This window comes from Roseobacter sp. N2S, assembly GCF_031454055.1.
Classification (GTDB): Bacteria; Pseudomonadota; Alphaproteobacteria; order Rhodobacterales; family Rhodobacteraceae; genus Amylibacter.
On sequence record NZ_JAVDQB010000001.1, the window covers coordinates 522,622 to 549,174 of the forward strand.

Sequence of the window (26,553 nt, forward strand, 5' to 3'; positions counted from 1 at the left end):
TTTGGCGGATCATGGTCATTCTGCCGCGATTTTTGTGTCAGCTTGTGCCGCAGTGGCGGCAGCGCGAATGGATCGGATCAGTTCCAGTTCGGATTGGAAATCCACGTAATGGGGCAGTTTGATGTGTTCCAGAAATCCGGTGGCTTGGATGTTGTCGGAATGGCTGAGCACGAATTCTTCGTCTTGTGCAGGCGCGCCAACGAAATCTTCGCCCAGTTCTTTCCAGCGCAGGGCGCGGTCCACCAAGGCCATGGAAATAGCTTTGCGTTCGCATTGGCCAAACACCAACCCATAGCCACGGGTGAATTGCGGCGGCTCGGTTTTAGAGCCGTTGAACTGGTTCACGGTTTCACATTCCGTCACCGTCAATTCACCGATTTCAATGGAAAAACCCAGTTCGGGGATGTCCAGTTCCACGTCAACCGTGCCAATGCGTAATTCGCCCACAAAGGCATGGTTGCGGGCGTATCCGCGTTGGGTGGAATAGGCGAGCCCCAGCAGGAAACCCTCATCCGCGCGGGTCAGGTTTTGCAGGCGCAAGGCGCGGTTGGCGGGCAGTTCCAAGGGTTCGCGCGTCAGATCGGGGGGTGTTTCATCTGTCGCTTCGGCGGTTTCGATCAGCCCGTCCTTGTTTAGAAACTCCATCACATGGGGTTTGCGTTCAACGGCCAGATCAGGATTGTCTTGCGTTGGTGCATCTAGCGTCCCGCCTTCGGCTGCCAGTTTGAAATCCAGCAGGCGGTGGGTGTAATCGAACGTCGGCCCAAGGATCTGCCCCCCCGGCACGTCCTTGAACGTGGCAGAGACACGGCGCTGGCATTGCATGGTGTCGGTTTCAATCGGGTGGGATGCACCGAAACGAGGCAGTGTGGTACGATAGGCGCGGATTAGAAAGATCGCTTCAATCAAATCCCCACGGGATTGTTTGATCGCCAATGCAGCCAGATCAGCGTCAAACAAAGACCCTTCGGACATGACCCGATCCACCGCCAAGGCCATTTGTTCGCGGATTTGCGCCAGCGACAGTTCCGCCACCGCAGGGTCGCCGCGACGCACATCGGCCAGCCAGTCATGGGCGGCATCAATGGCTTTTTCACCGCCTTTTACAGCTACATACATGGGGTCGACTCCAGTTTTGTGGTGCGGGGCAGGGCGGCGATTTGATCGCCAGCGGTAAAGAAGAAATCACAGCCTAGCGGGAAGAGTGCTGCGTTCAATCGCAAGGGTTCAATGGCGGGCAGGGACAGCGCGGCGCTGGTCTGAATGCCCGGTCCCGTCAGGGTGACGCCCGATTGGGTCAGCGCGGGCAGTTCAACGATCAACGTGGCGGCCCGATCAGGGTATTGATCGGTGCCAATGGCATATTGCGTCAGGGGCATCAGGTCTTCCCAAGCGCCTATGGCGAAATCGGCCTGCGCGGCGGGTACAATCGGTGCGCCTGTGTGAAAGGTCAGCCAGTCGCGGATGATTTTAGTGTCTAATTCCCCTGCCAGATGCAGCTTGGTTTCCGGGTCACACAGGGTCAGCAACAGGCTGCCCGCCGCTATGGACAGACCCTTGGGCGGCACCGCGCCGGTGACAGTTTCGATCACACCGGGGCGGGCCATCACGTTCATAATCGCGCGAAAGGCGGTGGCGGATTGGTGGGCGGCGTTGTCAAATCCGCCGGATAGGGCTGAAAGCTCCATCAGTCGTCTCCTCTGACCATGGTGAAAAAATCCACCTTTGTGGCATTTGCGCGGGCCTGTATGGCGGCCTGCTGTTGCGCGCGTTTCTGGCGTAGGGGTTGCAGAACGTCGCTGTCGATCTGGTCAGCCCTGTCGGTCTGCATCAAAGCATCCACCAAAGCGGCGTTGGTGGCATGGGTCTTGTCGCGCCCCTGAACATAGCCGTGGCCGACCACGCCATCTGGTAATCGAAGCGAGCAACGGGTCACCGTGATCTCGCCCATGTTAAATGCGCTTCCGGTGCCGCCCATGCGTCCGCGCACCATGACGCCGCCCACTTCGGGTTGGCGCAACCAGTCATAGCTGCGGGCTTCGGCCAGGTTTTCACACAGTTGGTTCACAGTGTTCGGGCAGGATTTTGCCAGCAGTCCCAACCAGTTTTTGCGTCTCGTTTGATCATCCATCTAGACAAATCCCCAAGGTGTCTACTATACTATACAACTAGACAAGTGTTAGACCGATTCCGGCCCTGTTGCCAGATGAATTTTGTGAAGGTTTTGTGACGTGGTGAAACAAGCAATCTGGAAAGACATCGCGGCGCGGATCACGGCTGATATTGCCAAAGGCCACCACAAAGCGGGGGAAAAGCTGCCCACCGAGGCCGCCTATGCCGCCCGTTTCGGGGTCAACCGGCACACCATCCGCCACGCGATTTCCGCGTTGGTAGAACAGGGGTTGGTCTATACCAAACGGGGGGCAGGGGCCTTTGTTGCGGCAGATCCCGTGCGCTATTCTGTGGGCAAGCGGGTGCGGTTTCACCAGTCTGTTGCGGAAGCGGGGCATGAAGGATCAAAGCAGTTCCTGTCCCTAACCACCCGCCCCGCAGATGCAGTCGAGGCTAAGGCGCTTGGCACCCGTAAAGGCGTTTTGGTGCATGTGGTCGAAGGGCTGGCGCGGGTGGATGACATGCCTGTGGCGCATTTTATTTCGGTCTTTCCTGCCGCGCGCTTTCCCGAAATGTTAAATCATCTACAATCGTTGAATTCCGTCACCAAGGCTTTTGCCGCCTGCGGGGTGCAGGATTACACCCGCCATGAAACGCGGCTGGCGGCGGTGAATGCCAATGCAACCTCGGCGTCTTTATTGAACCTGAAAGCGGGGGCCGCGCTGTTGCGCAGCACCAATATTGATGTGGACCTGACCGGCAAGCCGATCGAATTTGGCCGCACATGGTTTTCGGGCGGGCATATTGAACTGACCATTGACGGTTAGGCCTGTTCGTATTTTTCCAGAAACGCGGCGCCTTGCAGGCTGCGGAAATCTTCAAGGGCTGCAAATAGGGCCGCGTGATCCCAATCCCACCACGCCAGCGCCATCATCCGGTCTGCAATGTCACGGGGGAACCGTTCGCGCAGCGGAACGGCAGGCACGCCCGCGACGATCATATAAGGAGCCACATCTTTGGTTACGACGGCCCCTGCGGCCACAACAGCGCCGGTGCCGATTGTGACCTCTGGCATCACGCAGGCCTGTGCACCGATCCATGTATCATGGCCTAAAACCACCCGCCGCGCCGCGCGTTTTTCAAAGAAATCATCCCAGCGCGGTGTGTCACCCCAATAATCGTCAGAGCGGTACAACATGTGGTGCATAGAGGCCAATTCCATCGGATGTGCCGTTGGCCCGATCCGTGAAAACGCCGCGATATTGGCGAATTTGCCAACCTCTGCGTTGGCCACATCCGCGTAGCGATCCGTGTAGGAATAATCCCCGAAATCCGTGTTCAACAGGCGGGTGCCCTTGCCCAGTTCCGTATAGGCCCCAAGCGTGCAGTTAGACACTTCACAGTCGGGATGGATGAAAGGTTCGGCTTGGGTCAGTCGGGGCATTGCAGGGTCTTTCGGGTCTTGTTCATATGGGTTCAAGAGTCTTTGTTGCCGATCAGCTTACTGCGCAGCCAGCCTGATAGGGTGTCCATCATCATCACCATAATGATGATCAGAATGATATAATAAGTGACCTCTTCCCAGTCTTTGCCAGTGATGATCGCCTGCGTCAGCAACAGCCCGATCCCGCCGCCCACAATCGCCCCGATGATGGTGGCGCTGCGGGTGTTGGATTCGAAATAATACAGCACCTGACTGATGAAGACGGGGGTGATTTGCGGGATCACACCAAAGCGGTAACGCTGGATGGGTTTCGCCCCTGTGGAACGGATGCCCTCTATCTGTTTGTCATCCACATTTTCCAACGTTTCCGAGAACATCTTGCCGAAGGTGCCTGTGTCTGTCAGCAGGATCGCCAAAGCCCCTGTCAGTGGTCCCGGCCCAAAGGCGCGGGACAGGATGATGGTCCAGATCAGCCCGTCCACACCGCGCAGAAAGTCAAAAGCGCGGCGCATGGAAAACCGCGCGATCCAGTTTTTGGTGAAATTCTGCGCCGATAAAAACGCCAGCGGCAGTGCAATCAAAGCCGCCCCCGCTGTGCCCAGAAAGGCCATCAGAATGGTTTCAAAGATCGCCCAAGCCACATCGCCGTGACGCCACATGGCGTTGTTCCAGAACCCGTCCCACATGGCGGCGAAGTTGCCGGTTTCCGGCGACAGGCGCGGTGCAGAGGTGGCCAGATAAGCCAGTTGCGAGGCACTTTTGCCATAGAACGGGCTGTCGAGTGTGAAGAAAAACATCTCCCATCCGGTGAAATAGCGAAAGATTTCGGTCTTGGATTTGGTGACGGAAATACGCCCACCCTCAGTTGTGATGGCCACGCGGTTGCGTGAGGCAGAGATGAAATCAGGCACGTCGCTGGTGGGCAGTTCAAGGTCGATACCGCTGGTGCGCGTGGTGATCTTCACGGGGCCGTAGTTGGGGATGTCGTAAAAGACAGTCTTGCCTTTCAGTTCTACAATGCTGCCATCGCTGAGCGTGACAAAGGCGTCTGACCCATCGGCGCTGACCCAATCGGGGTAGGTGCCTTCGGGATAACGGCCCTTCTTTTCGCCCTCAATCGCGGCAGATAAATTGCCAGCACCCCGGTTCGATTTGGTGATATGGGTTTTGTAGGAATAGCTGTCAGCCACCAGTGTTTTGGCATTGGTCAGGCTGGCGCGTTCGCTTAACCCCATAATATCAAAGGAAAAGAAAATGTAGATCAGATAGAGCGCCACAGCCCCCAGCAGGGCGAAAGACAGGGTTGCCTTGCGATTGACCAGTCTTGCAGTGTCGGCCTTCAGGGTTGCGGTAGTCATTTTGATGTCCCCACCAGTTTGTTGCGCAGCAGGCTTGAAATTTGATCCACCGCGACAATGGCGAGGAAAAGCAGGATGAAAATGGCGGCGGCCTCGTCATACTTGCCCTGGCCCCAACTGATCGCATTGCGCAGGTCATAGCCAATGCCGCCAGCGCCCACGAACCCCAGAATGGCAGAGGCGCGGATGTTGATTTCAAAGCGCAGAAGGGCATAGCTGATAAAGTTGGGGGAAACTTGCGGGATCACACCCAGCCACATCCGTTGCAACCAGCCAGCGCCAACCGATGCCAGCCCTTCAACAGGTTTCAGATCGGCGTTTTCGGTGACTTCGGAAAATAGTTTGCCAAGGGCGCCCACTGTGTGAAAGGCGATGGCGATCATGGCAGGGACGGGGCCTCCGCCAAGCACAAAGATCAGCACCAGCGCGATGACGATTTCGGGGATCGCGCGCATGATGTCGGACATGCGGCGAAAGACAGGGATCATGCGGGGCCAACGGGCCAGTCCGCGTGTGGACAGCAGTGCCAATACCACGGCAATCAGCGCGCCAAACAGAGTGGCTGCGGCGGCGATGTTGATGGTTTCCATCAGGCTGGGGAAAAACGTCACCAGATGGGCGGGCAGCAGGGTGATTTTTTGGGCAGCCTCGGTGACCACCTCGGCGGGGAAGTCCAGAACATGGGGCAGGCCATTCCAGAACCCGCCGGCGTTTCGATCGTCGGCGGTGATAAACCCGCCGCAAAGCATGGCAACCAAAAGCACCAGCAACAGGCCACTATAGAGTCTTTTTCGGTGGGTTTGGGCCAAATAAGTGGCGCGGGTATCCAGTGCGGTGGGCGTCATGTGGTTTCCTGCAAAAATTGGCCGAGCGGAACAAAGTTCGGCTCGGCCAGATGCGGTTTGAAAAGGGATTTAGTTAGATTTCAACTGACGGGCTTTGATGATTACGTCATAGGCGTCATGGGTGATCGGAGCAAAGGCCTTGGCCTCGCCGTTGGCCACACCGTAGGCACATTCAGGGTCCATGGCGTGCAAAGAGGCAACCAAGCCTGTCATCTTAAGCTTAACATCTGCTGGCAGGGATTTGCGCAGAACAATCGGGCCTTCGGGGATGGTTTTGGACTGCCAGATTTTGACCATGTCGTTCATATCCACCAGACCTGCATCCACAGCTTTGCGCAGGGCACCGGAATTATAACCGTCTTCCCATTCGCCCAGACCATCGGCCCAAGTCACGCCTGCGTCGATGTCGCCATTGGCAACAGCAACGATTGTTTGCTCGTGACCGCCAGTGAATTTCACTTCACCAAAGTAATCCCCCGATTCCATCGACGCGCCAGTTGCAGCAGGGATTTCGATGGATGGGATCAGGAAGCCAGAGGTCGAGTTTGGATCGCCAAAGCCAAAGACTTTGCCTTTTACACCTTCCAAAGATGTGATGCCGCTGTCTTTGCGCGCAAAGCCGATAGAGTAATAGCCGTAGCCGCCATCTGCGTTGTATTTCACCAATACGGGTTCAACCGCTTCGGGATCGGACAGATAGGTTTTTGCATAGCCAGAAGCGCCGAGCCAAGCCATGTCGATGGTGCCGCCCAGCAGGCCCTGAATCACGCCGTTGTAATCGGCAGGGGCGAACAATTTGGTTTCCACACCTAGCAGGGCAGTGGTTTTGTCAGCCAGACATTGGTAGCTGTTCATACGGTCTTGGGCGTTTTCGCCGCCCAGAATTCCGATGCGGAATTCGGAAATGTCTTGGGCCTGTGCAGCACCGCACAACGCGGATGTCGCTAGGATCGCTGCGATCAGTTTTTTCATCGGTTTTCTCCAGTAGAAAAACCCGCCGGTATTGGCGGGTTCGGGTTGAATTGTCAGGCGATGGCCAGTTCCGGTATCCGGTGGTCTTCCAGCACATCGACGCTGGTGGATGTGGCGGCTTCGGAAAAAGAACTGTCCGCGCCGTAAATGTCGCGCGCAGCACTCAGGGTCAGTTCGTCACCTGTGCCGTCAAACACAACGCGGCCAGCGCGCATGCCGATGATCCGGTCGCAATAGCGCCGCGCGGTATCAAGGGTGTGCAGGTTGCAGATGACCAGTTTGCCGTCTTCGTCGTGAATGGATCGCAAGCTGTCCATCACGATCTGCGCATTCATCGGATCAAGGGATGCAATGGGTTCATCCGCCAGTACAATCTTGGGGTCTTGCATCAAGGCCCGAGCAATGGCCACACGCTGTTGTTGCCCGCCCGAGAGGGCCTGTGCGCGCTTAGAGGCGTGTTCAGAAATGCCCAGACGTTCCAGAATATCAATCGCATGATGGATGTCCTTTTCAGGATAAATGTTGAACATCGTGGCCAATGTATTGCGGCGGTTCAGCGTGCCGTGCAGGACGTTTGACACCACATCCATGCGAGGCACCAAATTGAACTGCTGGAAAATCATCGCGCACTCGGATTGCCATGCGCGTTTTTGTGCACCCTTTAACGCTGAAATATCGCGCCCCTGGAAAACGATCTTACCGCTTGTCGGATCGCTGAGGCGATTCAACATACGGAGCATGGTGGATTTCCCCGCACCCGAGGCGCCGATGATCCCGATGAACTGGCTGTCCTTTACGTCCAGATGGACATTGTCCACAGCGGTTGATGCTGCGAATTTTTTGGTCAGTCCTGATAGCTCTAATAACATGTGGTCACCCGTGTTCAGTCAAGGCGGGGAATAGGGGGGGTATGATTCAGAAGATTGTCAGTTTTCTAAAAGTTTTGTAAAATTTGCTTTTTCTATACAGGACTGGAATGGGGCGAACAGACATCTGTGCTGTGCCCTATTTGCTGTCTTGCACGCCGCTTTTTAAACCAGTGGTTTTTGTAAAGCGGCGACAACCCGCATTGGGTGCAGAGCCTGTGTTGACTTCTCCGACAGTTTTTGTCAGGTAATAGACACAGCCACCCCACCGCAGAATCATGCTGCGGAATCAACGGGCAGCCAGAACGGAACTGAAACAGGAAAGTAGGCTGTCTATGGCTGACCGTAAAACACTCAACGACCGACATCGCGTCCTGACTATGGCCGAAGCGTATTCTTTTGCCGGACAGGAACTGACGTTCAATATCGACTGGCTTCTCGATTTTTACCAATGCGACGAACGGATGACATCATGGGTATAGTACATAAAACAATCACCGCGGCGGATTTGCAACTGGACGCAAGCCAGTACATCAGCCCCGAAAACCGCACGCCGGTTCATATGGCCGCAAAACTGACGCAGGACGGGCCAACGGCGCATATCCGTCATCTGGATCAGATCTATACCCTGCGGATTACCCGTGCTGGCAAGTTGATCCTTACAAAATGACGGATCAAGAGCCACATCGCGGCGGCGCGCCTGTGGGCTATGTCTCGGAACTGGGCCCGATCGAGGCCGCAGCCGTGATTTATCTGCGCTTGTGGTGCAACAGCGCAGAAACCCAAGCCCGCGCTGTGCATGATTTTGAGGCCATGTTAGGCCCTGAATACGGCGGCGGCGTTGCTGCGGCGCTTGCCCAAATCTGCGAGGCCTGTGTCCAACACGGGCGTCGTCCGTTGATGCGCCACCATGTGGATTGCAAATGCCTTGGCGGAGATGAGGCCTGTTTCGCCAATTTCATTGCCGCTGCAGCAGACGGAGAGCGTGAGGACGCTTTCCTTTTTGCATCCAATATTGTGCGTCCCGATATTGCCATGTGTTTGGTAAATTCGGCACAAAGCTTTGGCCTCGGCCTAAGACAAATGGGGTTACAGCCACGTGCAACGCCCCAGACTTCACCCAAAACACTTCACTGAAAAGGAAGACACGACAATGATATCCCTTACACGAACGGCAAGCCTTTTGGCTGTTGCTGCTGGCCTTGGCACCGTAGCGCAGGCCGATGAAACAGCGACTAAAGCAGCTGTTATCGGCACTTATGCTGACATTGCACAGGCCACCTACGGGGATAGCTTGCAGACTGCAAAAGCACTGCAAGCCGCAGTTTCGACCTTGATCGCAAAGCCTTCAGCGGAGCATTTGCAAGCCGCCAAACACGCGTGGCTGGTGTCTCGGGTTCCGTACCAGCAAAGCGAAGTCTATCGTTTTGGCAATGCGATTGTGGATGACTGGGAAGGTAAAGTGAACGCCTGGCCCCTAGATGAGGGTCTTATCGACTATGTAGATGCCTCATATGGTGGGGCAACGGATGAAAACGCATCTGCTGCGCTGAATGTTATTGCCAACCCAAAGTTCCAATTGGGCGGTACCGAGGTTGACGCAACCAACATCACCCCGAGCCTGCTGGAAGAGACCCTGCAAGAAGCGGACGGTGTTGAGGCGAATGTGGCCACAGGTTATCACGCCATTGAATTTCTGCTCTGGGGGCAAGACCTGAACGGCACAAACCCGGGTGCTGGCAACCGTCCTTGGACCGATTACGCCAAAGGCGATGATTGCACAGGCGGCAACTGCGACCGTCGTGGCGCGTATTTGCAAGCGGCCACAGATCTGATGGTCAGTGATCTGGAATGGATCACAGCGCAATGGGCGACGGATGGCGACGCACGCACTTCCTTGCTTGCAGATGAAAACGCCGGCATTTCCGCAATGCTGACTGGCATGGGCTCTTTGTCTTATGGCGAACAAGCGGGCCAGCGCATGCGTCTTGGTCTGATGTTGAACGACCCCGAAGAAGAGCATGACTGCTTTTCCGACAACACACACAACAGCCACTATTACGATACGCTGGGCGTGCAGAATATCTATCTGGGTGAATATGTGCGCATAGATGGCACAGTGGTTGGTGGCGCGTCTTTGTCCGATCTGGTCAAAACCCAGAACGCCGATCTGGACGCCGAAATGCGCGGCAAACTGTCGACAACCATGATGGCAATGGGGCGGATCAAATCCGTGGCCGAGGCTGGATTTTCCTATGACCAGATGTTGGAACAAGGCAACGAAGCTGGCGAGGCTTTGGTTATGGGTGGCGTCAACGGTTTGATCGACCAAACCCGCACAATCGAGCGTGTGGTCACCGAATTGGGCCTGAACGACATCGCGTTTGAAGGTTCTGACAGCCTTGATAATCCGGGCGCTGTTTTCGAATAAACCCTGTAACGGATCGCCAGCAGCCGCCAGAAAATCCCGACACTTAATTGGAAATGAAATGAACAAATATTTGTCGGGCGCTGCATCAGCCAGTGCATTTTTTCTGGGCTGTGCAAGTACTGCACAGGCTGATGGCGATCCGCGTTTTATCTATGAAGCAGAACTTGAAATCGGTGTCGAACGCGTGTTTTCATCCGATGATCCATTGGGTGAAATCACCAACGCCTTTGCCACTGCCGAGGTCGCTGTTGAATATGCCGTAAGCGAAGTGATGTCGGTTTTCGCAGCCCTGACGCTGGAATCCATCACCGACCCGACAGATGACCGCGCGTTTGAAGATATGGGTCTTTATGTCAGCGATCTGGGTGTCAATCTGACCTTTGATCAACTTACCCTAACCTTTGGTAAATTCGCCCCCTCTTTCGGGTTGGCGTGGGATTTGGCGCCCGGGTATTTCGGAACCGCCTTTGCCGAAGACTATGAACTGTCAGAAATGATTGGTGTCGGCGCAACGTTTGCGCTGGGCGCAGGTACGGTATCGGCGGCTGTGTTTTACCAAGACGATTCCGCGCTCAGCCGGTCTTGGGGCACGGATCGGGGGCGCAATACTGTGGCCGCCGGTGGTGTGGGCAACACGGGCGAATTGAACAATGTCGCGCTGCACTACGCTTTGGAAACCGACGCTACAATATATAGCGCCAGTGCCAGCCTGTTGTCAGCAGGGCTTGGTGATGTCGAAGACCAGAAAGGTCTGACTTTCGGCGTGGTCCACGCGTTAAACGATCAAATTGTCCTGATCGGAGAACTCGCGGCTTTTGGCGGTTATGGCGGTACAACCGACAGTGCCAACTATTTGACTTTGGGCGGTGCCTATAGCCAAGGCGCTTTCACCTATTCAGCCGCCTACACCCGTCGCGACGTGTCCAGCGCGCCTGTCGATCATTTGATCGGTCTTGGGCTGGACTACACATTCGAAAATGATATCACCCTGTCATCGGGCTATGCCTATGCAAAAGAGGCCGGCGTCGGATCGCATAATCTGGGTCTGTCTGTCATCATTCCGTTTGGTGGGTAACACCCCTTTGGAATGGGCAGCAGCCATTTGTTGCCCATCCGGTTCTCAAGCCTCCGCCAGAGAGTAACTATATGACCTTTCGACATAATCCGTGGCATTTGTCCTGCCTCTCGCTTGTTGTTGCACTGTTTCCCGCGTTCGCTACGGCTGAAAGTTTCGATGACCGCCACCTGAATGTTGTGCCCCGCACCAAAGCCGAATCAAAACGGATTAAGGCGGTCACACAAGCCCCGACAGATTTTACCAAACCCCAGAAATTCGAAGAAAACGCCGCAGGCGCAGCAAGCGTTCGCGTGCGCCACAGCAGTGATGCGTTTTCGTCCATGTCAGGGAATATCAGTTTCGAAAAGGAACTGGATTTCAACGTGGGCAACGGTATTTTCACCAAACTTTGGGTGTCTTCGCCCAGTTCCACGCTGGCTTCTGACGGATTGGGGCCGCTTTACAATGCCCGCTCCTGCCAGCGGTGCCATCTGAAAGACGGACGCGGCCATCCGCCTGTAAATGATCAGGACAATGCGATTTCTTTCCTGATGCGCATTTCCATTCCCACACCGGAACGGGCCAGGTCAGACCTGGAAAGCTATCTCAGCAGCATCCCTGATCCGGTTTATGGGGGCCAGTTGCAGGACGAAGGCGTGGCGGGTCATCAGGCCGAGGTGAAGATCAAAGTCGCCTATTCCGAAACGGAAATCCCCTTGTCGGGCGGTGAAACCGCTTCGCTTCGGATGCCGACCTATAAACTGGAAGACCTTGGCTATGGTCCGATTGACCCCCGCGCGGTAACAAGCCCCCGTGTGGCGCCGCAAATGATCGGTCTTGGCCTGCTCGAAGCAATTCCCGCGCAGGATATTCTGGCAAAAGCAGACCCTGAAGATGCCGATGGTGATGGTATTTCGGGACGGCCGAACATCGTCTGGTCTGCACAATACAATCGACGGATGCTGGGCCGTTTCGGATTGAAGGCGGGCAAAGTCAGTGTGCATGAACAGGCCGCAGCCGCCTTTTTGGGCGACATCGGCATTTCCTCATCGCTGCATCCGGCACCTTTTGGGGATTGCACTGATGCGCAGGCCGCTTGCCGCACAGCACCCCACGGCGATAAAGACGAGCGTGTTTTTGAAATTGACGACGAAGCCCTTGATCTGGTGACGTTTTACAGCCGCAATCTGGGCGTCCCAAAGCGCCGCGATGTGGGCGATCCAACGGTGTTACGGGGTAAACAAGTGTTCTATGAATCAGGCTGCACCGCCTGTCACACGCCGTCTTTTGTGACCAATCGACTGGTTGATCAGCCTGAGCAAAGTTTCCAGTTAATCTGGCCCTACACCGATATGTTGCTGCACGACATGGGCGAAGGTCTGGCCGATTACGCCCCCGAATACAGTGCGGATGGGTATGAATGGCGCACCCCGCCGCTCTGGGGGATCGGCATGACCGAACAGGTCAGCGGTCACACCCTATTCCTGCACGACGGCCGCGCGCGATCCCTGCTAGAGGCCGTGCTGTGGCATGGCGGAGAAGCCGCTGCCGCCAAAACCAAAGTTGTCACCATGCCCCCCGCCGACAGGGCCGCCCTGATCCGTTTCCTAGAAAGTCTGTAACCATGAAAAAACTCCGCGCCTTTCCCTGTGCCTTTCTGTTTGCTCTGATCCTGCCCTTTGGGGTTGCAGCGGATACCGCGCTGGTGGACCGCATTGTCAGTGATCACATCATCCCGCGGTTTCAAAAGCTGGCAGACACGACGGAACAGCTGGCGCAAACAGCGGCGCAGACCTGTGATTTGACCAACGGCCAATTGCTGACGGATTATAACGCGGCTTTTGATGCTTGGGTCGGGGTTAGCCACATGCGGTTCGGCCCGACCGAGCAAGAAGACCGTGCCTTTGCACTGGCGTTCTGGCCCGATACGCGGGGCAAAACCCCCAAAGCCCTGCGCCAGATGATCTCCGAAGAAGACCCGATTGTGGGCGTTGATGGCGGCTATAAAGACGCCTCTATCGCGGTGCGCGGCTTTTATGCGATGGAATTCCTGCTGTATGACGGGCCGACACAGGCGTTGGGGCACCCGGATTATCAATGTGCCTTGTTACGGGCGATGACCAAAGATAGCGCCAGAATAAGCCGTGACATTCTGGATGACTGGCAGCCGGATTACGCCGCGTTGATGCTCTCGGCAGGGCAAAATACCCGCTATCAGACCGAAAAAGAAGTCCTGCAAGAGCTGTATAAAGCGGTTAACACGGGGTTTGAATTCACCAAAGACATCCGCCTTGGGCGCCCGCTTGGCACGTTTGACAAACCCCGTCCCAAACGGGCCGAGGCCCGCCGCGCGGGACGATCCCTGCGCAATGTGGAATTGGCCACCTATGGGCCACTGGAACTCGCCCGTCTGTTGGCCGGATCAAACCAAGGTCTTCAGGAACGCTATGACGTGCTCGAAGAATATTTCGCCAAAGCTGTGGCCAAAGCGGATGACCCTGTTTTTGCGGGCGTGGCTGACCCACAGCACCGCATTAAGGTCGAAATCATCCAGCAGTCAGTGGATCGTTTGATGGAATATACCCAAAGCGATCTTGGCCCGTATTTGGGCGTTTCCGAAGGCTTTAACGCATTAGACGGAGACTGATATGACCAGTCGCAGGCTGTTTCTGGCAGGATTGATGAGTGCAGGGCTAACCCCGACCACAACATGGGCCAGTGCGGGGGGGCCGTCTTTTCTGGCGGCTGCAAAAACTGATGGGGGCGATTATGTGTTATGCGGGCTTTCGGGGGCGGGGCTGATTGTGTTTCAAATCCCGCTGCCCGCACGCGGCCACGCCGCCGCCGCCCATCCCTACCGCGCGCAAGCGGTTGCTTTTGCCCGCAGGCCGGGTCGCTTTGCCCTGATCCTGAACTGCGCCACAGGCAATGTTAGCGCAGAATTGACCAGCCCCGCGGGGCGGCATTTCTATGGCCATGGGGTCTTTGACCCAGACGGGCGGTATTTGTTCACATCCGAGAATGATTTTGAATCCGCGCAGGGTGTGATCGGCGTTTGGGACAGTGCGCAGGACTATAAACGCATTGGTGAATTTGCCTCGGGCGGGGTTGGTCCCCATGACATCAAACTGCTGCCTTCTGGTAATCTGGTGGTGGCCAATGGCGGGATTGAAACCCATCCGGAAACCGGACGGGCCAAGCTGAATATTGCCATGATGGAACCCAATCTGACCTATCTGTCCCTGTCAGGTGATCTGCTAGAACAGGTGGAGTTGGGCGCTGATTTGCATAAGAATTCCATCCGTCATCTGGCAATTTCTGGCGATGGTTTGGTGGCCTTCGGGATGCAGTGGCAGGGCGACAAAGGGCAGGTGGTGCCGCTGATCGGAACCCATCAAATGGGACAAGATGCGGAAATTCTGGACCTTGGCGATGGCATTTACGACCAGATGAACGGCTATGTCGGCAGCATCGCAATCAGCGCGGATGGGGCCGAGGTCGCCGCCACCTCTCCGCGGGGCAGTGTTGTGGTGTCGGCGGATCTGGCGCGACGGGAGTTGATTAAGGTCACACCGCAGGCGGATGTCTGCGGAGTGGTGTTTGGCGGCGGCGGCATGGTTGTAACCACGGGCATGGGGCAGGTGATCGGCGGCTGGCTTGGCGGGCAGGAATCCTATCCAAACCTGCATTGGGACAATCATCTGGTGGGGTTGTAGCCGCTTACAGCCCTTTCAAAAACGCCGCCATAACCGCGATGGCCTGATCCATATCCGCGCTTTCTGCGTGTTCTTCAGGGGAATGGCTGATGCCATCTTTACAGCGCACAAACAGCATAGTGATCGGACACAAATCCGCCATCGCCGAGGCATCATGGGTCGCGCCTGACACCAAAACAGGCGCTGTAATTTTCACCCCCTCTGCGGCCTGTGACAAGGACGCTGCCAGATCGGGATCACAGGCGACTGCCGCTTGCTCATAGGTTTTGCTGAACTTTGCTGGGGTTCCCAGTTCCTGTGCCAAATCCTGCACAAAACCCTCGATGTTGGCAGCAAAAGACTGGCGCAGATCGTCTTTTTCGCTGCGGATTTCCAGCGTCAGGGTTACATCAGACGGGATCGCATTCACCACATTGGGTGCGCAGGTGATATGCCCGACAGTGGCGCGAATATCGGTTGCGGCAATGGCTGCGGCGTTGACATGGGCGATGATATGGGCGGCTGTTACCAGCGCGTCGTGGCGCATATCCATCGGAACGGTGCCCGCATGCCCTGTGGTGCCGGTGATGTGAATCGTATTGCGTTCAATTCCGCAAATTCCCGACACGATTCCGACGGCGGCATCAGCGGCCTGCAACACGGGGCCTTGTTCGATATGGGCTTCAAGATAGCCTAAAATCTCGTTGCCCGAACGTTTCAGGCTGGGCAAAGCCGCTGCATTTCCGCCTGCGCCGTTCAAGGCATCGGCAAGGGTGATGCCCTGCGCGTCCGTCATCGACAGAACCGCTGGGTTATAGCTGCCCGCCAAGGCCCGTGGCCCTAAAAGTGCCGTTGGAAAGCGTACACCCTCTTCATCGGCAAAGGCCAGAACCTCTACTGCGAAAGGCAGGGTCACGCCCTCCTCTTGCAGTTTTTGCAGGGCTAGACAGCCCAGAGCCACGCCCATGATCCCGTCATAGGCTCCGCCAGAGCGTACCGAATCCTGATGGGAACCGATCAGAAATGTGGGCGCATCTGCGTGTTCATCAAGGGGCCCGCCCAAACGCCCCACCAACGTACAGGCGGCGTCCAGATGAACGGTCATTCGCGCCTGTTCCATCCAGCCGGTGATGGTTTCAATCGCGGCCTTATGTTGCGGTGTGAACGGATAGCGTGTAACCCCTGCACCTGCTTCGGACAGTTGCGCGATGCTGTGCAGGCGGGTCTGGGCTTCTTGCCCCCAGTTTGTCATTCAACTCTCCGAACTATCATGATAAATGGAGGGCTACTCTTTTTGGGTATCATAATCTAGAAGAAAATCATGACATCTCGGAAATCAGAAACCGTCCCGACCAAAGCCAAAACAGGGGAGCCGCGCCGCAGCCGTCCTGTGCAGGTTGCCGATGCGATCAAGGATTGGGTGGTGTCCCAAGGGCTGCGCAAAGGGGCGCGTTTGCCCAGCGAAACCGAGATGATCGCCCGTTATGCCCGATCCAAAGGCACCATCCGCGAGGCGATGCGAATCCTGGAAGCACAGGGTCTGATTGAAACGCGCACTGGCCCGGGCGGCGGCAGTTTTGTCGGTGAAGTCTCGGTCGAGCGGGCGCGGGCGTTGTTGGGCAATTATTTTTATTTCAAGAACCTTAGCATCCGTGACATCTATCAAATCCGCCGTGCGTTGGAACCCGAATTGGTGGCGACTTTGGCGGGGCAACTGGCTGAACCTGCGCTGGTAGAATTGGAAACGCTGATTGATCAATACCCTGAACCCGCCGCGACGCCGGATGAAGAACGGGAACAGCACATTGCCTCGCTTAAATTCCATTCCAGATTGGCGGATCATGCAGACAATGAATTGCTGGGATTTCTGATCGGATTTATGGCGCAAATCCTGTCTGATCTGACAGTCTCTCGCCAGTTGTATAGCCCGCCCAATGTTGAACTTTGGCAGCGCGGGCGGGCCTATCAGATGGATCTGGTCAGGGCCTTGCGGGCCGGGGACGGTGGGCTGGCACGGCGCATTATGGCGGATCATATGGAAACCGCGCAGACCCTTATGGAAGGGCAGGAAGAACAGGTTTTAACGCGTTTTTTCGCCGAATAAGACTCTTGTTTCCGCACCACGGGCCTAACCCGTCGTGCCGTCCTGATACGGATCATCAAGGGTCGGGACCATTTTGATCCACGAATGATACGGTTCTGATCGGGAATGATCCAGCAGCGCGCCAAGGCTGGTCAAAGGGTCTGTTGCATAGTCGATGCGCAGCGTCAAAGGCGCGGCTGTGCGCGACACCACCAACAGCGCGGCAGACAGCAGGCCACGACTGTCACCGCCTGCGGATTGTCCTGCATTTAGTGCAGCCAACAAACGGTCTGGCATCGCGCCACTGGCGGCGTCATAGGCAGATAGGATCGTGGGCAACACGCGGGGATTGTCCAGCATATTGCCTGCAACCACCGCCTGCGTGCCGTGAACCGACGCCGCCACCTCTATGCTTTGCGCGCCCGTGAATGACGCCACATCGCCCCGTGGGGACACGGCGCTTAACTGGCGAAAGTCGCGTCCTTTATCCGCTTGTGTTACCGTTTCAACAGCCTGTTGCGCCGACTGTCCGTCTTTCATCAACGCCAGAACATCACTGCCCCAAAAGGTGCTTGGGGCGGTGCCTTGGGAGGCGGATAGCCCTGATTCTGCGTCCCCGCGCAGCACCCAGCCCCCTACACACAGGCTGCCTGTCGCGGCTGCCGCACCATAAATGCCTGCTTTTTGGTCATAAACCAGAATCGAGAACGTCATTTAGTCATCCTTGCACATAGGTCTTGTATTTATCATGAAAATTTGGCCTCATGCAATTAATCATGATAAATAATGACAGTCTTCAACGGAGAGGTAAACAGATATGACACTAATAGATTGGACAAGACGCAGCCTTTTGGTGGCGGGGGCGGCAGTGGCGCTGACCTTGAACATGACAGCACCCGTTGTGGCGCAAACCCCGCCGGGTGTTTTGATTGTGGGACAGATTGCCGAGCCTAAGGCGCTTGATCCGGCGGCGGTCACGGCAGTGAATGACTTTCGGATTTTGATGAATGTGTACGACGGGCTGGTGCGCTATAAAGGCGGCACTTTAGAAACCGAACCCGCGTTGGCCACAGGCTGGGACATCAGCGAAGACGGCACGGTTTATACGTTCCAACTGCGCGAAGGTGTGAAATTCCACGATGGCAGTGATTTCAACGCCGAAGCGGTAAAGTTCAACTTTGACCGCATGTTGAAAGAGGATCACCCCTATCACAACACCGGCCCCTTCCCGCTGTCCTTCTTCTTTTCAGCGGTGCAAAACGTCGAAGCGATCGACCCGCTGACAGTGAAGTTCACCCTGAACGCGCCTTATGCGCCGTTTCTGTCCAATCTTGCCTATCCGACAGGTCTGATCGTTTCGCCCGCTGCGGTGGAAAAATTTGGTGCGGAATTCGGGCGCAATCCGTCTGGCACAGGTCCGTTCAAATTCGCCGAATGGCGCAGCAATGAAGCCGTGGTGGTTGAGGCAAACCCAGATTATTGGGACGGCGCCACAGAGTTGCAAGCGGTTGTGTTCCGTCCGATCACTGACGCCAACACCCGCACTGCCGAAATGCTGGCAGGCGGTATCGACATGATGGTCGAGGTGCCCCCCGTTGCCCTGTCCAAATTTGAAGGCGATGCTTTTCATCTGGTGGAACAGGCAGGCCCCCACGTCTGGTTCCTGATCCTGAACGCCAAAGAAGGCCCGTTTGCGGATAAACGTGTGCGCCAGGCCGCCAATTACGCCATCAACAAAGAAGCTTTGGTGAATGACGTTCTGGAAGGCACCGCCGCCGTTGCGGCCGGGCCAACGCCGCCCGCCTTTGCCTGGGCCTATAACAAGACATTGCAGCCCTATGCCTATGACCCTGAAAAAGCCAAAGCGCTTTTGGCCGAGGCCGGTGCCGAAGGAGCCGAGCTGACCTTTTATGTAACCGAGGGCGGGTCTGGCATGTTGGACCCGATTGCCATGGGCACTGCCATTCAGGCAGATTTGCAGGCGGTCGGGCTGAAGGTTAAAATCGAAACCTATGAGTGGAACACCTTCCTTGGCCAGGTGAATCCGGGCCTAGAGGGTAAGGCGGATATGGCGGAAATGGCGTGGATGACCAACGACCCTGACACGCTGCCTTATCTGGCGCTGCGCACCGAAGCCTGGCCAGACAAAGGGGGCTTTAATTCAGGCTATTATTCCAATCCGAAAGTGGATGAACTGCTGGAATCCGCCCGTGCTGCGACGGATCAGGGCGAACGGGCCAAGCTGTATCAGGAAATGCAAACCATTGTGCAAGACGACGCGCCTTGGGTGTTTGTGGCAAACTGGAAGCAGAATGCTGTAACCAGCGACAAGGTTGAAAATTTTGCCCTGCAACCGTCGTTTTTCCTGCTGCTAAAAGACGTGGTAAAGAATTAACCAAACCAGCGGGCCGCGCAAACGGCCCGCTGATCTGGTCATAAGATCTAGGGTGGGACGCGATGCTTGGATATATCCTGAAACGGCTGGTGTCAGCGGTGCCCGTGTTGTTGGGTATCACTGTTATCGTGTTCCTGATTATGGCGATGATCCCGGGCGATCCCGCGACGGCGATCCTTGGGTCGTATGCGACGCCTGAAAATGTTGAAAAACTGAACCGCGATCTGGGGTTGGATAAGCCCTTGGTCGCGCAATATTTCATCTGGCTGGGCAATATGCTGCAAGGGGACTTCGGGCAAAGCTTTGCCCTGAACCGCCCCGTTCTGGACGAGGTTCTGGAACGGTTCAGCGCCACGCTGGTTCTGGCGGGAACGGCATTTGTGCTGTGTTCCTTGCTGGGGATTTTAGCAGGCGTAGTGTCTGCCGCGCGGCAATACGGGTTTGCGGATAAGGCGATTACTTTTGTTGTGCTACTGGGAATTTCCATCCCGTCGTTCTTTCTGGGGATGATGATGATCCTGCTGTTTGCGGTGCAACTGCGCTGGCTGCCTGTGTCTGGCATGTACGCGATTTACGGCGGTGGGGACCTACCTGATTTGCTGAACCATCTGGCCATGCCTGCCTTTGCACTGGCCGTAGTGGCCACGGGGGTGATTGCACGGCTGTCCCGCTCTGCCATGCTAGAGGTGCTGCGTCAGGATTTTATTCGTACCGCACGGGCCAAAGGCGTGGGCGAACGGGGGGTGATCTGGCGCCATGCCCTGCGGGCTGCCATGGTCAGTATCATTCCGGTATTGGGTATTCAGGCGGGCTTTGTGCTGTCAGGGGCGGTTTACATTGAGATGGTGTTCCAGTGGCCCGGCGTAGGGCGGATGCTGGTGGATGCCATTTTAAAGCGGGATATTTTGCTGGTGCAGGGCGGCGTGGTCTTTGTGGCGGCCTGTTATGTGATGTTCAACATCATTGTGGATGTGGCGCAAAGCCTGCTGGACCCGAGGATCAAGACATGACCGCTTTTCTGGCGCTGCTGGCCCGTAACAAACTGGCACTTTGGGGCGGCGTGGCACTGGCCGTCGTGGTGCTGCTGGCCCTTTTGACACCGATCCTGCCACTGGCTGATCCGGATGTGATCGACACGGCCAACCGTTTCAAACCAGCCTTTGGCGATGGTGGCTGGCTTGGCACCGATCATCTGGGGCGTGATCTGCTTAGCCGGTTGCTGTGGGGCACCCGCCTGTCCTTGGCGGTGGGATTTGCCGCAGCGATTGCGGCGGCGACATTGGGCGCGGGGATCGGGATCATTGCAGGATATTACGGCGGGCGCACGGATAATCTTATCATGCGCGGCGTGGATATGTTGATGGCCTTTCCCTATATCCTGCTGGCGCTGGCGATTGTGGCGGCCCTTGGCCCCGGCTTGATGAACGCGCTGATTGCGGTGGCGGCGGTGAATATCCCATTTTTCGCCCGCAACATTCGCGGCATTACGGCGGGGATAGCCCATAAGGAATTTGTCGATGCAGCGCGGCTGGCGGGTATGAAGGACGGGCGGATTATTCTGACGGAAATCCTGCCCAATGTTATTCCGGTGATTGTGATTGCCATGTCCACCACCATCGGCTGGATGATCCTTGAAACGGCGGGGCTGTCGTTTCTGGGGCTCGGCTCGCAACCGCCGCAGGCGGATTTGGGGTCTATGCTGGGCGAGGCGCGGTCGGCATTGATCACCAACCCGCATACATCAATTGTGCCGGGTGTGATGATCCTGATTATCGTGATGGCGATTAACCTTTTGGGGGACGGGGTACGCGATGCACTGGATCCACGGTTGAAATCAGGCGCGCTGACACGGCCCATGGCGGCAACGTTGGTGGATCGCACTGATGTGCCAAAGCCCGAGGACGATGGCGTGCTGGCCATGCAGGATTTAAAAACCGAATTCCGCCTGAAAAACCGTGTCTACAAAGCTGTGGGCGGCGTCAGCCTGTCTGTGCGCAAGGGCGAATGCCTGGGGATCATCGGCGAAAGTGGCTCTGGCAAATCTGTCACGGCGCTTAGCGTGATGGGGCTTGTGGCCTCTCCGCCCGGCGTGATCACGGGCGGGGCTGTGCGCTTTGAAGGCACGGATATTATCGGTGCCCCGTACGAGGATTTGCGCCAGTTGCGCGGCAACCGCGTGGCCTATATTTTCCAAGATCCGCTGGCCACGTTACATCCGTTGTACAAAGTCGGCGATCAGTTGATCGAGGCCATTTCCGCCCATCGTAAAATTTCTAAATCCGAGGGTCGCGCCAAGGCAATCGCGCTGTTGCAATCCGTGCGCATTCCCAATCCCGAAAGCCGGATAGACAGCTATCCCCATGAAATGTCAGGGGGAATGCGGCAGCGGGTGGGGATCGCTATGGCGCTGGCAAATGATCCTGATGTGATCATCGCGGATGAACCCACAACCGCACTGGATGTGACGGTGCAGGCGCAAATCTTGGCGCTGTTGAACGATCTGCGGCGCGAACGGGGGGTGGCGATTATCTTTATCACCCATGATTTCGGCGTTGTGGCGCAGCTTTGTGACCGTGTGGCGGTGATGTATGCGGGGCGGATCGTCGAAGAAGGCCCGACCGACGCGATCCTGACCGCACCCGCCCATCCCTATACCAAACGGCTGATCGACTGTGTACCGGAACTGGGCGGCGGGCGCCGCCGCTTGGCGGCAATTCCAGGCTTGCCGCCAATGGTGGACGATCTGCCTACGGGCTGTGCCTTTGCCGAACGCTGCGATAAATCCACGCCCGCATGCCGCGCTGGCGAGATTGCGTTTGATCGCAGCGGGCTGCGGGCGGTGCGGTGTATTCACCCTGAACCCCAAGGGGGTGCGCTATGACGACGGCTTTGAAACTGAACGACCTGTCCAAAACCTTTCTTGTGGGTAAATCCCTGTTGGGTGCGGCCAAAGGCAAGGTCCATGCGGTGCAATCCCTGACATTAACGGTAGAGCAGGGCGAAACACTTGGGATTGTCGGGGAATCCGGTTGCGGAAAATCCACATTGGCGCGGATGCTGGTGGGGCTTTTGCCTGCCTCCACTGGCAGCATCGAAATCGAAGGGGCCGCCCTTGATACCGCTGATCCTGCTCTGTTCGGGCGCAAAATCCAGTATGTGTTTCAAGACCCGATCAGCAGCTTGAACCCGCGTAAAACCATACGTCAGGTGATGGAAACGCCGCTTAAACAGTTGCATAAAATGCCAAAGGCGGCGCGGGACAAGCGGATCGCAGAAATTTTTGCTGCCGTGAACCTGCGCGAGTCGTTTCTGGACCGCTACCCCCATGAATTTTCCGGCGGTCAGGCCCAGCGGATCGGTATTGCCCGCGCCCTTGCCGCCGAGGCGCGAATCCTGATCCTTGATGAACCCGTGTCGGCCCTTGATGTATCGGTGCAGGCGCAGGTTTTGAACCTGTTGGCGGATTTGAAGGCGGAATTCGGGCTGACCTATCTGTTCATCAGCCATGACCTTGCGGTGGTTGAAGCAGTAAGTGACCGTGTTGCCGTGCTTTACTTCGGGGCGGTGGTCGAAGTAGGGCGCGCCACAGATATCTTCGCCAATCCGCGTCACCCCTATACCAAACTTTTGGCCGACAGCGCCCCTGTGGTTGGTCGCCCCCTTAGCGCACCCGAAGGGCGTGAAACCGAGTTGCCAAACCCGCTGGACCCGCCGATTGGCTGTGCCTTTCGTGCGCGCTGTGCCTATGCCACCGATATATGCGCCAGTAAGGTTCCGTCCCTATCAGATGCAGGTGACGGACCCCAAGTTGCCTGCTTCAACCCGTTGTAACCCGCATTGGGTTGTTGAAACTGGCATTTAGGCGCTTTGGCGCACCACAATTGCAGGTATTCCTTGGGTTAAAATCAACTTACGGGAGAAAAACTGCCATATTAATCACAAAATTGTTTAGCGTTGCCCGTGACTATGATATTTGCTGGCCAATCGGATGATAAGGCGTTTCTACTCTAAGTCGAAAGGCTGATAACAAGCCGAATAAATAAACGAGCAGGCGTTAAATGGTCCAGTTTCACCCCCGGCATAGACTCTTTTGCACGGCCAATTTGCGTATTGCACGCTGTGTGAGGACCATGCGCAGCAGTGCTGTTTTACGCGCTAAAATGCTGTTTTCGGGTTCTGTTCTGGCAGCTTTGGCTATGACGGCTTCCCCAAGCGTTGCCCGTACATTTACCAGCGCGGACCATTCTGTTTTTGTCAAATTTGTGGATACCTACTATTGGTTCGTCGTGTCTGGCGGCATGCTTTTTCTGTCGTTGTTGTTCGCGTTAATCGCGGTCACCTTTCGCAACATCCATCTGCTGAAACACCGCCGCCATACGATCATCGAACAAGGCGCGGAACTGCAATTCCAGAAACTGGCGATGGATCACCACGCTATTGTCAGTATTTCCGACCACAACGGTATTATCACCTATGTGAATGATAATTTTAAGAAAGTGACCGGCTACACATCCGAAGAAGTCATCGGTCAGGACGTTAAGATCCTTTGGGCGGGCAAGATTCTGGACGACACCAGAGGCCATCTGCAATACGCCGTTGATCACAAAGAACCCTGGTCAGGTGAAATCCCAACCAAAAAGAAGAACGGTAATTTCTTTTGGGCGCAGGCCACTATGGTGCCGTTTTATGATGCCAACGGCACCTTTGTGAACACCACCTCTATTCGCACCGACATCACCGCCAATAAAATGGCCGAAGCCAAGCGGCAGTTAACCTCGTCTTTGGATTTGTTGCAGGATGAAGTTTCGATGTTCTGGCCTGATACGCTGCAATTCATCTATATGAACAAGGCGGCGCGGGAAACCAACAACTGGTCGGAACAGGGCTATCGTGCGAAAACCGTTCTGGATGCAAATATTCCCATTGATCGCAAACGCTTTCCCAGCCTGCTGAAATCGCTGAAATCCAGCAAAAGCGGGTTGGCAAGTTTTGAAATGCCCTCTGGGGATCGCGTACTGGATGTGACCCTGCAATATGTGACGCCCCCCAATGAAAACCCGCGTTATGTGTCGGTGATCCGCGATGTGACAGAGGCCTCCCGGTCCAAGCGGGAAGTGGCCAATATGCGTACCGTTCTGGATCTTGCAGAATATGAGGTGTTCATCATGAAGGAAGGGACGCTTGAATACACCTATCTGAACAAGGCCGCGCTGCGGTCTGTGGGCTGGAGAGAAAACGAATATCGCGGTAAATCGCCGTTGGATGATGACGAGAATTTCGATCGGGCGCGGTTTGAAAAACGAGTGGCGGCGCTGCGCTCGGGTGAAAAGAATGTGGTGACCTTTGAACGCAGAAGCCTGCACCGTCGCCCGACCGAAGTGACCATTCAAAAGCTGCGCATGAACGAGCAGGGCGATCATTTTGTGGCGATTGTGCGCGACATCACCGAACGGGCCACCGCCGAGCGGGAAATCCGCCGCTTTAAAACCGCGCTCGATCTGAGCACGGATGCGGTGCATATGTTCTGGCCGGAAACCCACCGCTATTTCTATGGTAACGAAGAAGCCCTGCGCCGGTCTGGCAACACCTTTGAGGAGTTTCTGGAACACGGCCCGATTGATACCAACCCCTCGCTGACCCGAGAGATATTTCAGAAGCGGCTGGATGAGTTGATCCTGGGCGACAGCCAATCCACGATTTATGAAACCGAACACTATTTGGCAGATGGCTCGATTCTGCCAGTTGAGGTGAACCTTCAATATATTGAACCCAAATACCACCGCCCGTATTTTCTGGCGACTGTCCGCGATCTGACCCTGTCAAAAGCTGCGGATAAGGCGAAGTCGGAATTTGTTGCGACGGTCAGCCATGAATTGCGTACGCCTTTAACCTCGATCAAAGGCTCGCTTGGTCTGGTGCGCACCGGAGCGATGGGCGTATTGCCGGACAAGCCCAAGGCGATGATCGAAATCGCCTATAACAACTGCGAACGTTTGGTGCGTTTGATCAACGATATTCTGGATATCGAAAAGATCGAAGCGGGCAAGATGGACTTTCAGTATGAACGGACCGAACTGATCGGTGTGCTGGATGACGCGCTGGAGGCCAATAAATCCTATGGCGAGGATTTGGGCATCACCTTTAATGCGATCCATTCAGGCGGTCCTGTCTATGCCAAGGCCGACGCGGGGCGCCTGTTGCAGGTTATGGCCAATCTGATGTCCAATGCAGCCAAATTTTCGCCCAGCGGAAATACGGTGGATATTCGTTTGGAAACCATCGGGCCAAAGGTGCGCATCACAGTATCTGACAAAGGCACCGGGATTCCCGAAGCCGCCCAATCCACCATCTTTGAAAAGTTCACCCAGGCGGATTCATCGGATGTGCGCAAAAAGGGCGGCACCGGTTTGGGGTTGAGCATTTCGAAGATGATTGTGGAAAACCACGGTGGGCGGCTGAATTTTCACAGTGTTCCCGATGAGGGGACTGATTTCTGGTTCGAGCTGGACCTGCTTGAAGAGGTTAAATCTAAGTCAGAACCCACTTTACGCCCCGCGTTGCCGCAAATTCTGGTCTGCGAGGATGATAAAGATGTCGCGCAAACCCTGAAAAATACTTTGGAATTCGAAGGTTTCGATGTGTCTATTTCCGCCACTGTGGGCAGTGCGCGCGAACGGCTGGAACATATGAATTTCGACGCCATGACGCTTGATATCGGCTTGCCGGACGAAGACGGGTTGAACCTGCTTTATGAATTACGCAACAGCCCGCAGCACGGCAATCTGCCCGTTGTCATTGTGACCGGCAGTCAGGTCCAGATCGATGATCCTGCTCCGACCAATCTGAAAGGTCTGTTCCGCAAGCCGCCAAACAGTCGGGAACTAATTTCGCTTTTACAATCGGTTGTCAGCAAAACCGGCGTAGATAAGCCGCGTATTCTGCATGTGGAAGACGATGCCAGCACGCGGGAAGTTGTGAAAAACATCGTGGCGGATTTGGCCGTGATTGACACAGCCGCCACCCTGACGGCGGCGCGGGCGCTGTTGGATAACGGGGTATATGACCTAATGTTGCTGGATTTGAACCTGCCAGACGGCAGTGGTCTGGACCTTTTGCGCAATATAAGGCAAGACACCTCCAAGACGCTGCCTATTATCGTGTTTTCGGGCGATGAAACAGCAGACTTACGGCATGAAAATGTCTCGTCTGTGTTGTTAAAATCAAGGGTTACAAACGAGAAAATCCTTGCAGAGATCATGGATACCATGAAAAACAAACTCACCTTCTCGTAAAAC

25 protein-coding genes are annotated in these 26,553 nt (G+C 55.9%); 15 read left to right on the forward strand and 10 right to left on the reverse strand.

The features are described 5' to 3' along the window. Positions 1-15: 15 nt before the first annotated feature. Genes GGE09_RS02540 through phnG form a run of 3 tightly spaced genes read right to left on the reverse strand, consistent with a single transcriptional unit; the run spans position 16 to position 2,131 of the window. On the reverse strand, positions 16-1,119 hold the full coding sequence (locus GGE09_RS02540) for a carbon-phosphorus lyase complex subunit PhnI (protein ID WP_309743552.1): 1,104 nt from the start codon (positions 1,117-1,119) through the stop codon (positions 16-18). After that, positions 1,110-1,688: a phosphonate C-P lyase system protein PhnH gene (gene phnH / locus GGE09_RS02545; RefSeq protein WP_309743555.1), complete on the reverse strand. Its 579-nt coding sequence runs from the start codon at positions 1,686-1,688 to the stop codon at positions 1,110-1,112. Before phnH ends, GGE09_RS02540 begins: the two co-directional genes overlap by 10 nt. Then, positions 1,688-2,131 (reverse strand): phosphonate C-P lyase system protein PhnG, encoded by a 444-nt coding sequence (phnG, locus tag GGE09_RS02550; protein WP_309743558.1) that lies wholly within the window; start codon positions 2,129-2,131, stop codon positions 1,688-1,690. The genes phnH and phnG overlap by 1 nt, the downstream gene beginning before the upstream one ends. A 100-nt stretch (positions 2,132-2,231) precedes the next feature. Here phnG and phnF point away from each other — a divergent pair, with 100 nt between their 5' ends. Further along, positions 2,232-2,939: a phosphonate metabolism transcriptional regulator PhnF gene (phnF, locus tag GGE09_RS02555; RefSeq protein WP_309743560.1), complete on the forward strand. Its 708-nt coding sequence runs from the start codon at positions 2,232-2,234 to the stop codon at positions 2,937-2,939. On the opposite strand, the gene GGE09_RS02560 is transcribed toward phnF, so the two are convergent. The 5 genes from GGE09_RS02560 to phnC all read right to left on the reverse strand — a co-directional run bounded on the left by GGE09_RS02560 (position 2,936) and on the right by phnC (position 7,600). Further along, on the reverse strand, positions 2,936-3,556 hold the full coding sequence (locus tag GGE09_RS02560; protein ID WP_309743561.1) for a DapH/DapD/GlmU-related protein: 621 nt from the start codon (positions 3,554-3,556) through the stop codon (positions 2,936-2,938). The genes phnF and GGE09_RS02560 overlap by 4 nt on opposite strands. A 32-nt stretch (positions 3,557-3,588) precedes the next feature. Continuing rightward, positions 3,589-4,914, reverse strand: coding sequence for a phosphonate ABC transporter, permease protein PhnE (phnE, locus tag GGE09_RS02565; protein ID WP_309743563.1), 1,326 nt, complete (start codon positions 4,912-4,914; stop codon positions 3,589-3,591). Then, the gene (phnE, locus tag GGE09_RS02570) at positions 4,911-5,759 is read right to left on the reverse strand and encodes a phosphonate ABC transporter, permease protein PhnE (RefSeq protein WP_309743565.1); all 849 of its coding nucleotides are present in this window, start codon (positions 5,757-5,759) and stop codon (positions 4,911-4,913) included. Before phnE (GGE09_RS02570) ends, phnE (GGE09_RS02565) begins: the two co-directional genes overlap by 4 nt. A gap of 69 nt (positions 5,760-5,828) precedes the next feature. Continuing rightward, positions 5,829-6,731 (reverse strand): phosphonate ABC transporter substrate-binding protein, encoded by a 903-nt coding sequence (gene phnD / locus GGE09_RS02575; RefSeq protein WP_309743567.1) that lies wholly within the window; start codon positions 6,729-6,731, stop codon positions 5,829-5,831. Positions 6,732-6,784: 53 nt separating this feature from the next. Further along, complete coding sequence (gene phnC, locus GGE09_RS02580; RefSeq protein ID WP_309743569.1) at positions 6,785-7,600, reverse strand: phosphonate ABC transporter ATP-binding protein; 816 nt, start codon at positions 7,598-7,600, stop codon at positions 6,785-6,787. 332 nt (positions 7,601-7,932) lie between these two features. Here phnC and GGE09_RS02585 point away from each other — a divergent pair, with 332 nt between their 5' ends. The 8 genes from GGE09_RS02585 to GGE09_RS02620 all read left to right on the forward strand — a co-directional run bounded on the left by GGE09_RS02585 (position 7,933) and on the right by GGE09_RS02620 (position 14,801). Then, entirely contained in the window at positions 7,933-8,079 is a 147-nt protein-coding gene (locus GGE09_RS02585; protein WP_309743571.1) for a hypothetical protein, read from the forward strand. Next, the gene (gene hemP, locus GGE09_RS02590; RefSeq protein ID WP_309743573.1) at positions 8,070-8,267 is read left to right on the forward strand and encodes a hemin uptake protein HemP; all 198 of its coding nucleotides are present in this window, start codon (positions 8,070-8,072) and stop codon (positions 8,265-8,267) included. Before GGE09_RS02585 ends, hemP begins: the two co-directional genes overlap by 10 nt. Beyond that, positions 8,264-8,734 (forward strand): hypothetical protein, encoded by a 471-nt coding sequence (locus tag GGE09_RS02595; protein ID WP_309743575.1) that lies wholly within the window; start codon positions 8,264-8,266, stop codon positions 8,732-8,734. The genes hemP and GGE09_RS02595 overlap by 4 nt, the downstream gene beginning before the upstream one ends. A gap of 16 nt (positions 8,735-8,750) precedes the next feature. Continuing rightward, positions 8,751-10,028: an imelysin family protein gene (locus GGE09_RS02600; protein WP_309743577.1), complete on the forward strand. Its 1,278-nt coding sequence runs from the start codon at positions 8,751-8,753 to the stop codon at positions 10,026-10,028. A 58-nt stretch (positions 10,029-10,086) separates the two neighbouring features. Beyond that, positions 10,087-11,103 (forward strand): hypothetical protein, encoded by a 1,017-nt coding sequence (locus GGE09_RS02605; protein WP_309743579.1) that lies wholly within the window; start codon positions 10,087-10,089, stop codon positions 11,101-11,103. Positions 11,104-11,174: 71 nt separating this feature from the next. Then, entirely contained in the window at positions 11,175-12,707 is a 1,533-nt protein-coding gene (locus tag GGE09_RS02610) for a di-heme oxidoredictase family protein (protein ID WP_309743581.1), read from the forward strand. A gap of 2 nt (positions 12,708-12,709) precedes the next feature. Then, a complete protein-coding gene (locus GGE09_RS02615; protein WP_309743583.1) occupies positions 12,710-13,732 on the forward strand; it encodes an imelysin family protein in 1,023 nt (340 codons plus the stop codon). A 1-nt stretch (position 13,733) separates the two neighbouring features. After that, complete coding sequence (locus GGE09_RS02620; protein ID WP_309743585.1) at positions 13,734-14,801, forward strand: DUF1513 domain-containing protein; 1,068 nt, start codon at positions 13,734-13,736, stop codon at positions 14,799-14,801. A 4-nt stretch (positions 14,802-14,805) separates the two neighbouring features. Here GGE09_RS02620 and GGE09_RS02625 read toward each other — a convergent pair whose 3' ends face one another. Next, on the reverse strand, positions 14,806-16,032 hold the full coding sequence (locus GGE09_RS02625) for a Zn-dependent hydrolase (RefSeq protein WP_309743587.1): 1,227 nt from the start codon (positions 16,030-16,032) through the stop codon (positions 14,806-14,808). 69 nt (positions 16,033-16,101) lie between these two features. Here GGE09_RS02625 and GGE09_RS02630 point away from each other — a divergent pair, with 69 nt between their 5' ends. Then, positions 16,102-16,884, forward strand: coding sequence for an FCD domain-containing protein (locus tag GGE09_RS02630; RefSeq protein WP_309743589.1), 783 nt, complete (start codon positions 16,102-16,104; stop codon positions 16,882-16,884). A gap of 24 nt (positions 16,885-16,908) precedes the next feature. On the opposite strand, the gene GGE09_RS02635 is transcribed toward GGE09_RS02630, so the two are convergent. Next, entirely contained in the window at positions 16,909-17,577 is a 669-nt protein-coding gene (locus GGE09_RS02635) for a DUF1028 domain-containing protein (protein WP_309743591.1), read from the reverse strand. A gap of 103 nt (positions 17,578-17,680) precedes the next feature. On the opposite strand from GGE09_RS02635, the gene GGE09_RS02640 reads away from it, so the two are divergent. From GGE09_RS02640 to GGE09_RS02660, 5 genes are all read left to right on the forward strand, one after another. Next, complete coding sequence (locus GGE09_RS02640) at positions 17,681-19,258, forward strand: ABC transporter substrate-binding protein (protein ID WP_309743593.1); 1,578 nt, start codon at positions 17,681-17,683, stop codon at positions 19,256-19,258. 62 nt (positions 19,259-19,320) lie between these two features. Then, positions 19,321-20,268: an ABC transporter permease gene (locus GGE09_RS02645; protein WP_309743595.1), complete on the forward strand. Its 948-nt coding sequence runs from the start codon at positions 19,321-19,323 to the stop codon at positions 20,266-20,268. Further along, entirely contained in the window at positions 20,265-22,139 is a 1,875-nt protein-coding gene (locus tag GGE09_RS02650; protein ID WP_309743596.1) for a dipeptide/oligopeptide/nickel ABC transporter permease/ATP-binding protein, read from the forward strand. Before GGE09_RS02645 ends, GGE09_RS02650 begins: the two co-directional genes overlap by 4 nt. After that, positions 22,136-23,089, forward strand: coding sequence for an oligopeptide/dipeptide ABC transporter ATP-binding protein (locus GGE09_RS02655; protein WP_309743598.1), 954 nt, complete (start codon positions 22,136-22,138; stop codon positions 23,087-23,089). Before GGE09_RS02650 ends, GGE09_RS02655 begins: the two co-directional genes overlap by 4 nt. A gap of 299 nt (positions 23,090-23,388) precedes the next feature. After that, a complete protein-coding gene (locus tag GGE09_RS02660; RefSeq protein WP_309743600.1) occupies positions 23,389-26,550 on the forward strand; it encodes a PAS domain S-box protein in 3,162 nt (1,053 codons plus the stop codon). Positions 26,551-26,553: the final 3 nt, after the last annotated feature.

Coding starts and splice junctions, on each gene's coding strand:
- GGE09_RS02595 (WP_309743575.1), top strand. CDS start 8,264: ATGACGGATCAAGAGCCACATCGCGGCGGCGCGCCTGTGGGCTATGTC.
- phnC (WP_309743569.1), bottom strand. CDS start 7,600: ATGTTATTAGAGCTATCAGGACTGACCAAAAAATTCGCAGCATCAACC.
- GGE09_RS02615 (WP_309743583.1), top strand. CDS start 12,710: ATGAAAAAACTCCGCGCCTTTCCCTGTGCCTTTCTGTTTGCTCTGATC.
- GGE09_RS02605 (WP_309743579.1), top strand. CDS start 10,087: ATGAACAAATATTTGTCGGGCGCTGCATCAGCCAGTGCATTTTTTCTG.
- GGE09_RS02625 (WP_309743587.1), bottom strand. CDS start 16,032: ATGACAAACTGGGGGCAAGAAGCCCAGACCCGCCTGCACAGCATCGCG.
- GGE09_RS02560 (WP_309743561.1), bottom strand. CDS start 3,556: ATGCCCCGACTGACCCAAGCCGAACCTTTCATCCATCCCGACTGTGAA.
- GGE09_RS02660 (WP_309743600.1), top strand. CDS start 23,389: ATGCGCAGCAGTGCTGTTTTACGCGCTAAAATGCTGTTTTCGGGTTCT.
- GGE09_RS02635 (WP_309743591.1), bottom strand. CDS start 17,577: ATGACGTTCTCGATTCTGGTTTATGACCAAAAAGCAGGCATTTATGGT.
- phnE (WP_309743563.1), bottom strand. CDS start 4,914: ATGACTACCGCAACCCTGAAGGCCGACACTGCAAGACTGGTCAATCGC.
- GGE09_RS02540 (WP_309743552.1), bottom strand. CDS start 1,119: ATGTATGTAGCTGTAAAAGGCGGTGAAAAAGCCATTGATGCCGCCCAT.
- phnD (WP_309743567.1), bottom strand. CDS start 6,731: ATGAAAAAACTGATCGCAGCGATCCTAGCGACATCCGCGTTGTGCGGT.
- GGE09_RS02640 (WP_309743593.1), top strand. CDS start 17,681: ATGACACTAATAGATTGGACAAGACGCAGCCTTTTGGTGGCGGGGGCG.
- GGE09_RS02650 (WP_309743596.1), top strand. CDS start 20,265: ATGACCGCTTTTCTGGCGCTGCTGGCCCGTAACAAACTGGCACTTTGG.
- GGE09_RS02585 (WP_309743571.1), top strand. CDS start 7,933: ATGGCTGACCGTAAAACACTCAACGACCGACATCGCGTCCTGACTATG.
- GGE09_RS02620 (WP_309743585.1), top strand. CDS start 13,734: ATGACCAGTCGCAGGCTGTTTCTGGCAGGATTGATGAGTGCAGGGCTA.
- hemP (WP_309743573.1), top strand. CDS start 8,070: ATGGGTATAGTACATAAAACAATCACCGCGGCGGATTTGCAACTGGAC.
- GGE09_RS02645 (WP_309743595.1), top strand. CDS start 19,321: ATGCTTGGATATATCCTGAAACGGCTGGTGTCAGCGGTGCCCGTGTTG.
- phnE (WP_309743565.1), bottom strand. CDS start 5,759: ATGACGCCCACCGCACTGGATACCCGCGCCACTTATTTGGCCCAAACC.
- GGE09_RS02600 (WP_309743577.1), top strand. CDS start 8,751: ATGATATCCCTTACACGAACGGCAAGCCTTTTGGCTGTTGCTGCTGGC.
- GGE09_RS02630 (WP_309743589.1), top strand. CDS start 16,102: ATGACATCTCGGAAATCAGAAACCGTCCCGACCAAAGCCAAAACAGGG.
- GGE09_RS02610 (WP_309743581.1), top strand. CDS start 11,175: ATGACCTTTCGACATAATCCGTGGCATTTGTCCTGCCTCTCGCTTGTT.
- GGE09_RS02655 (WP_309743598.1), top strand. CDS start 22,136: ATGACGACGGCTTTGAAACTGAACGACCTGTCCAAAACCTTTCTTGTG.
- phnG (WP_309743558.1), bottom strand. CDS start 2,131: ATGGATGATCAAACGAGACGCAAAAACTGGTTGGGACTGCTGGCAAAA.
- phnH (WP_309743555.1), bottom strand. CDS start 1,688: ATGGAGCTTTCAGCCCTATCCGGCGGATTTGACAACGCCGCCCACCAA.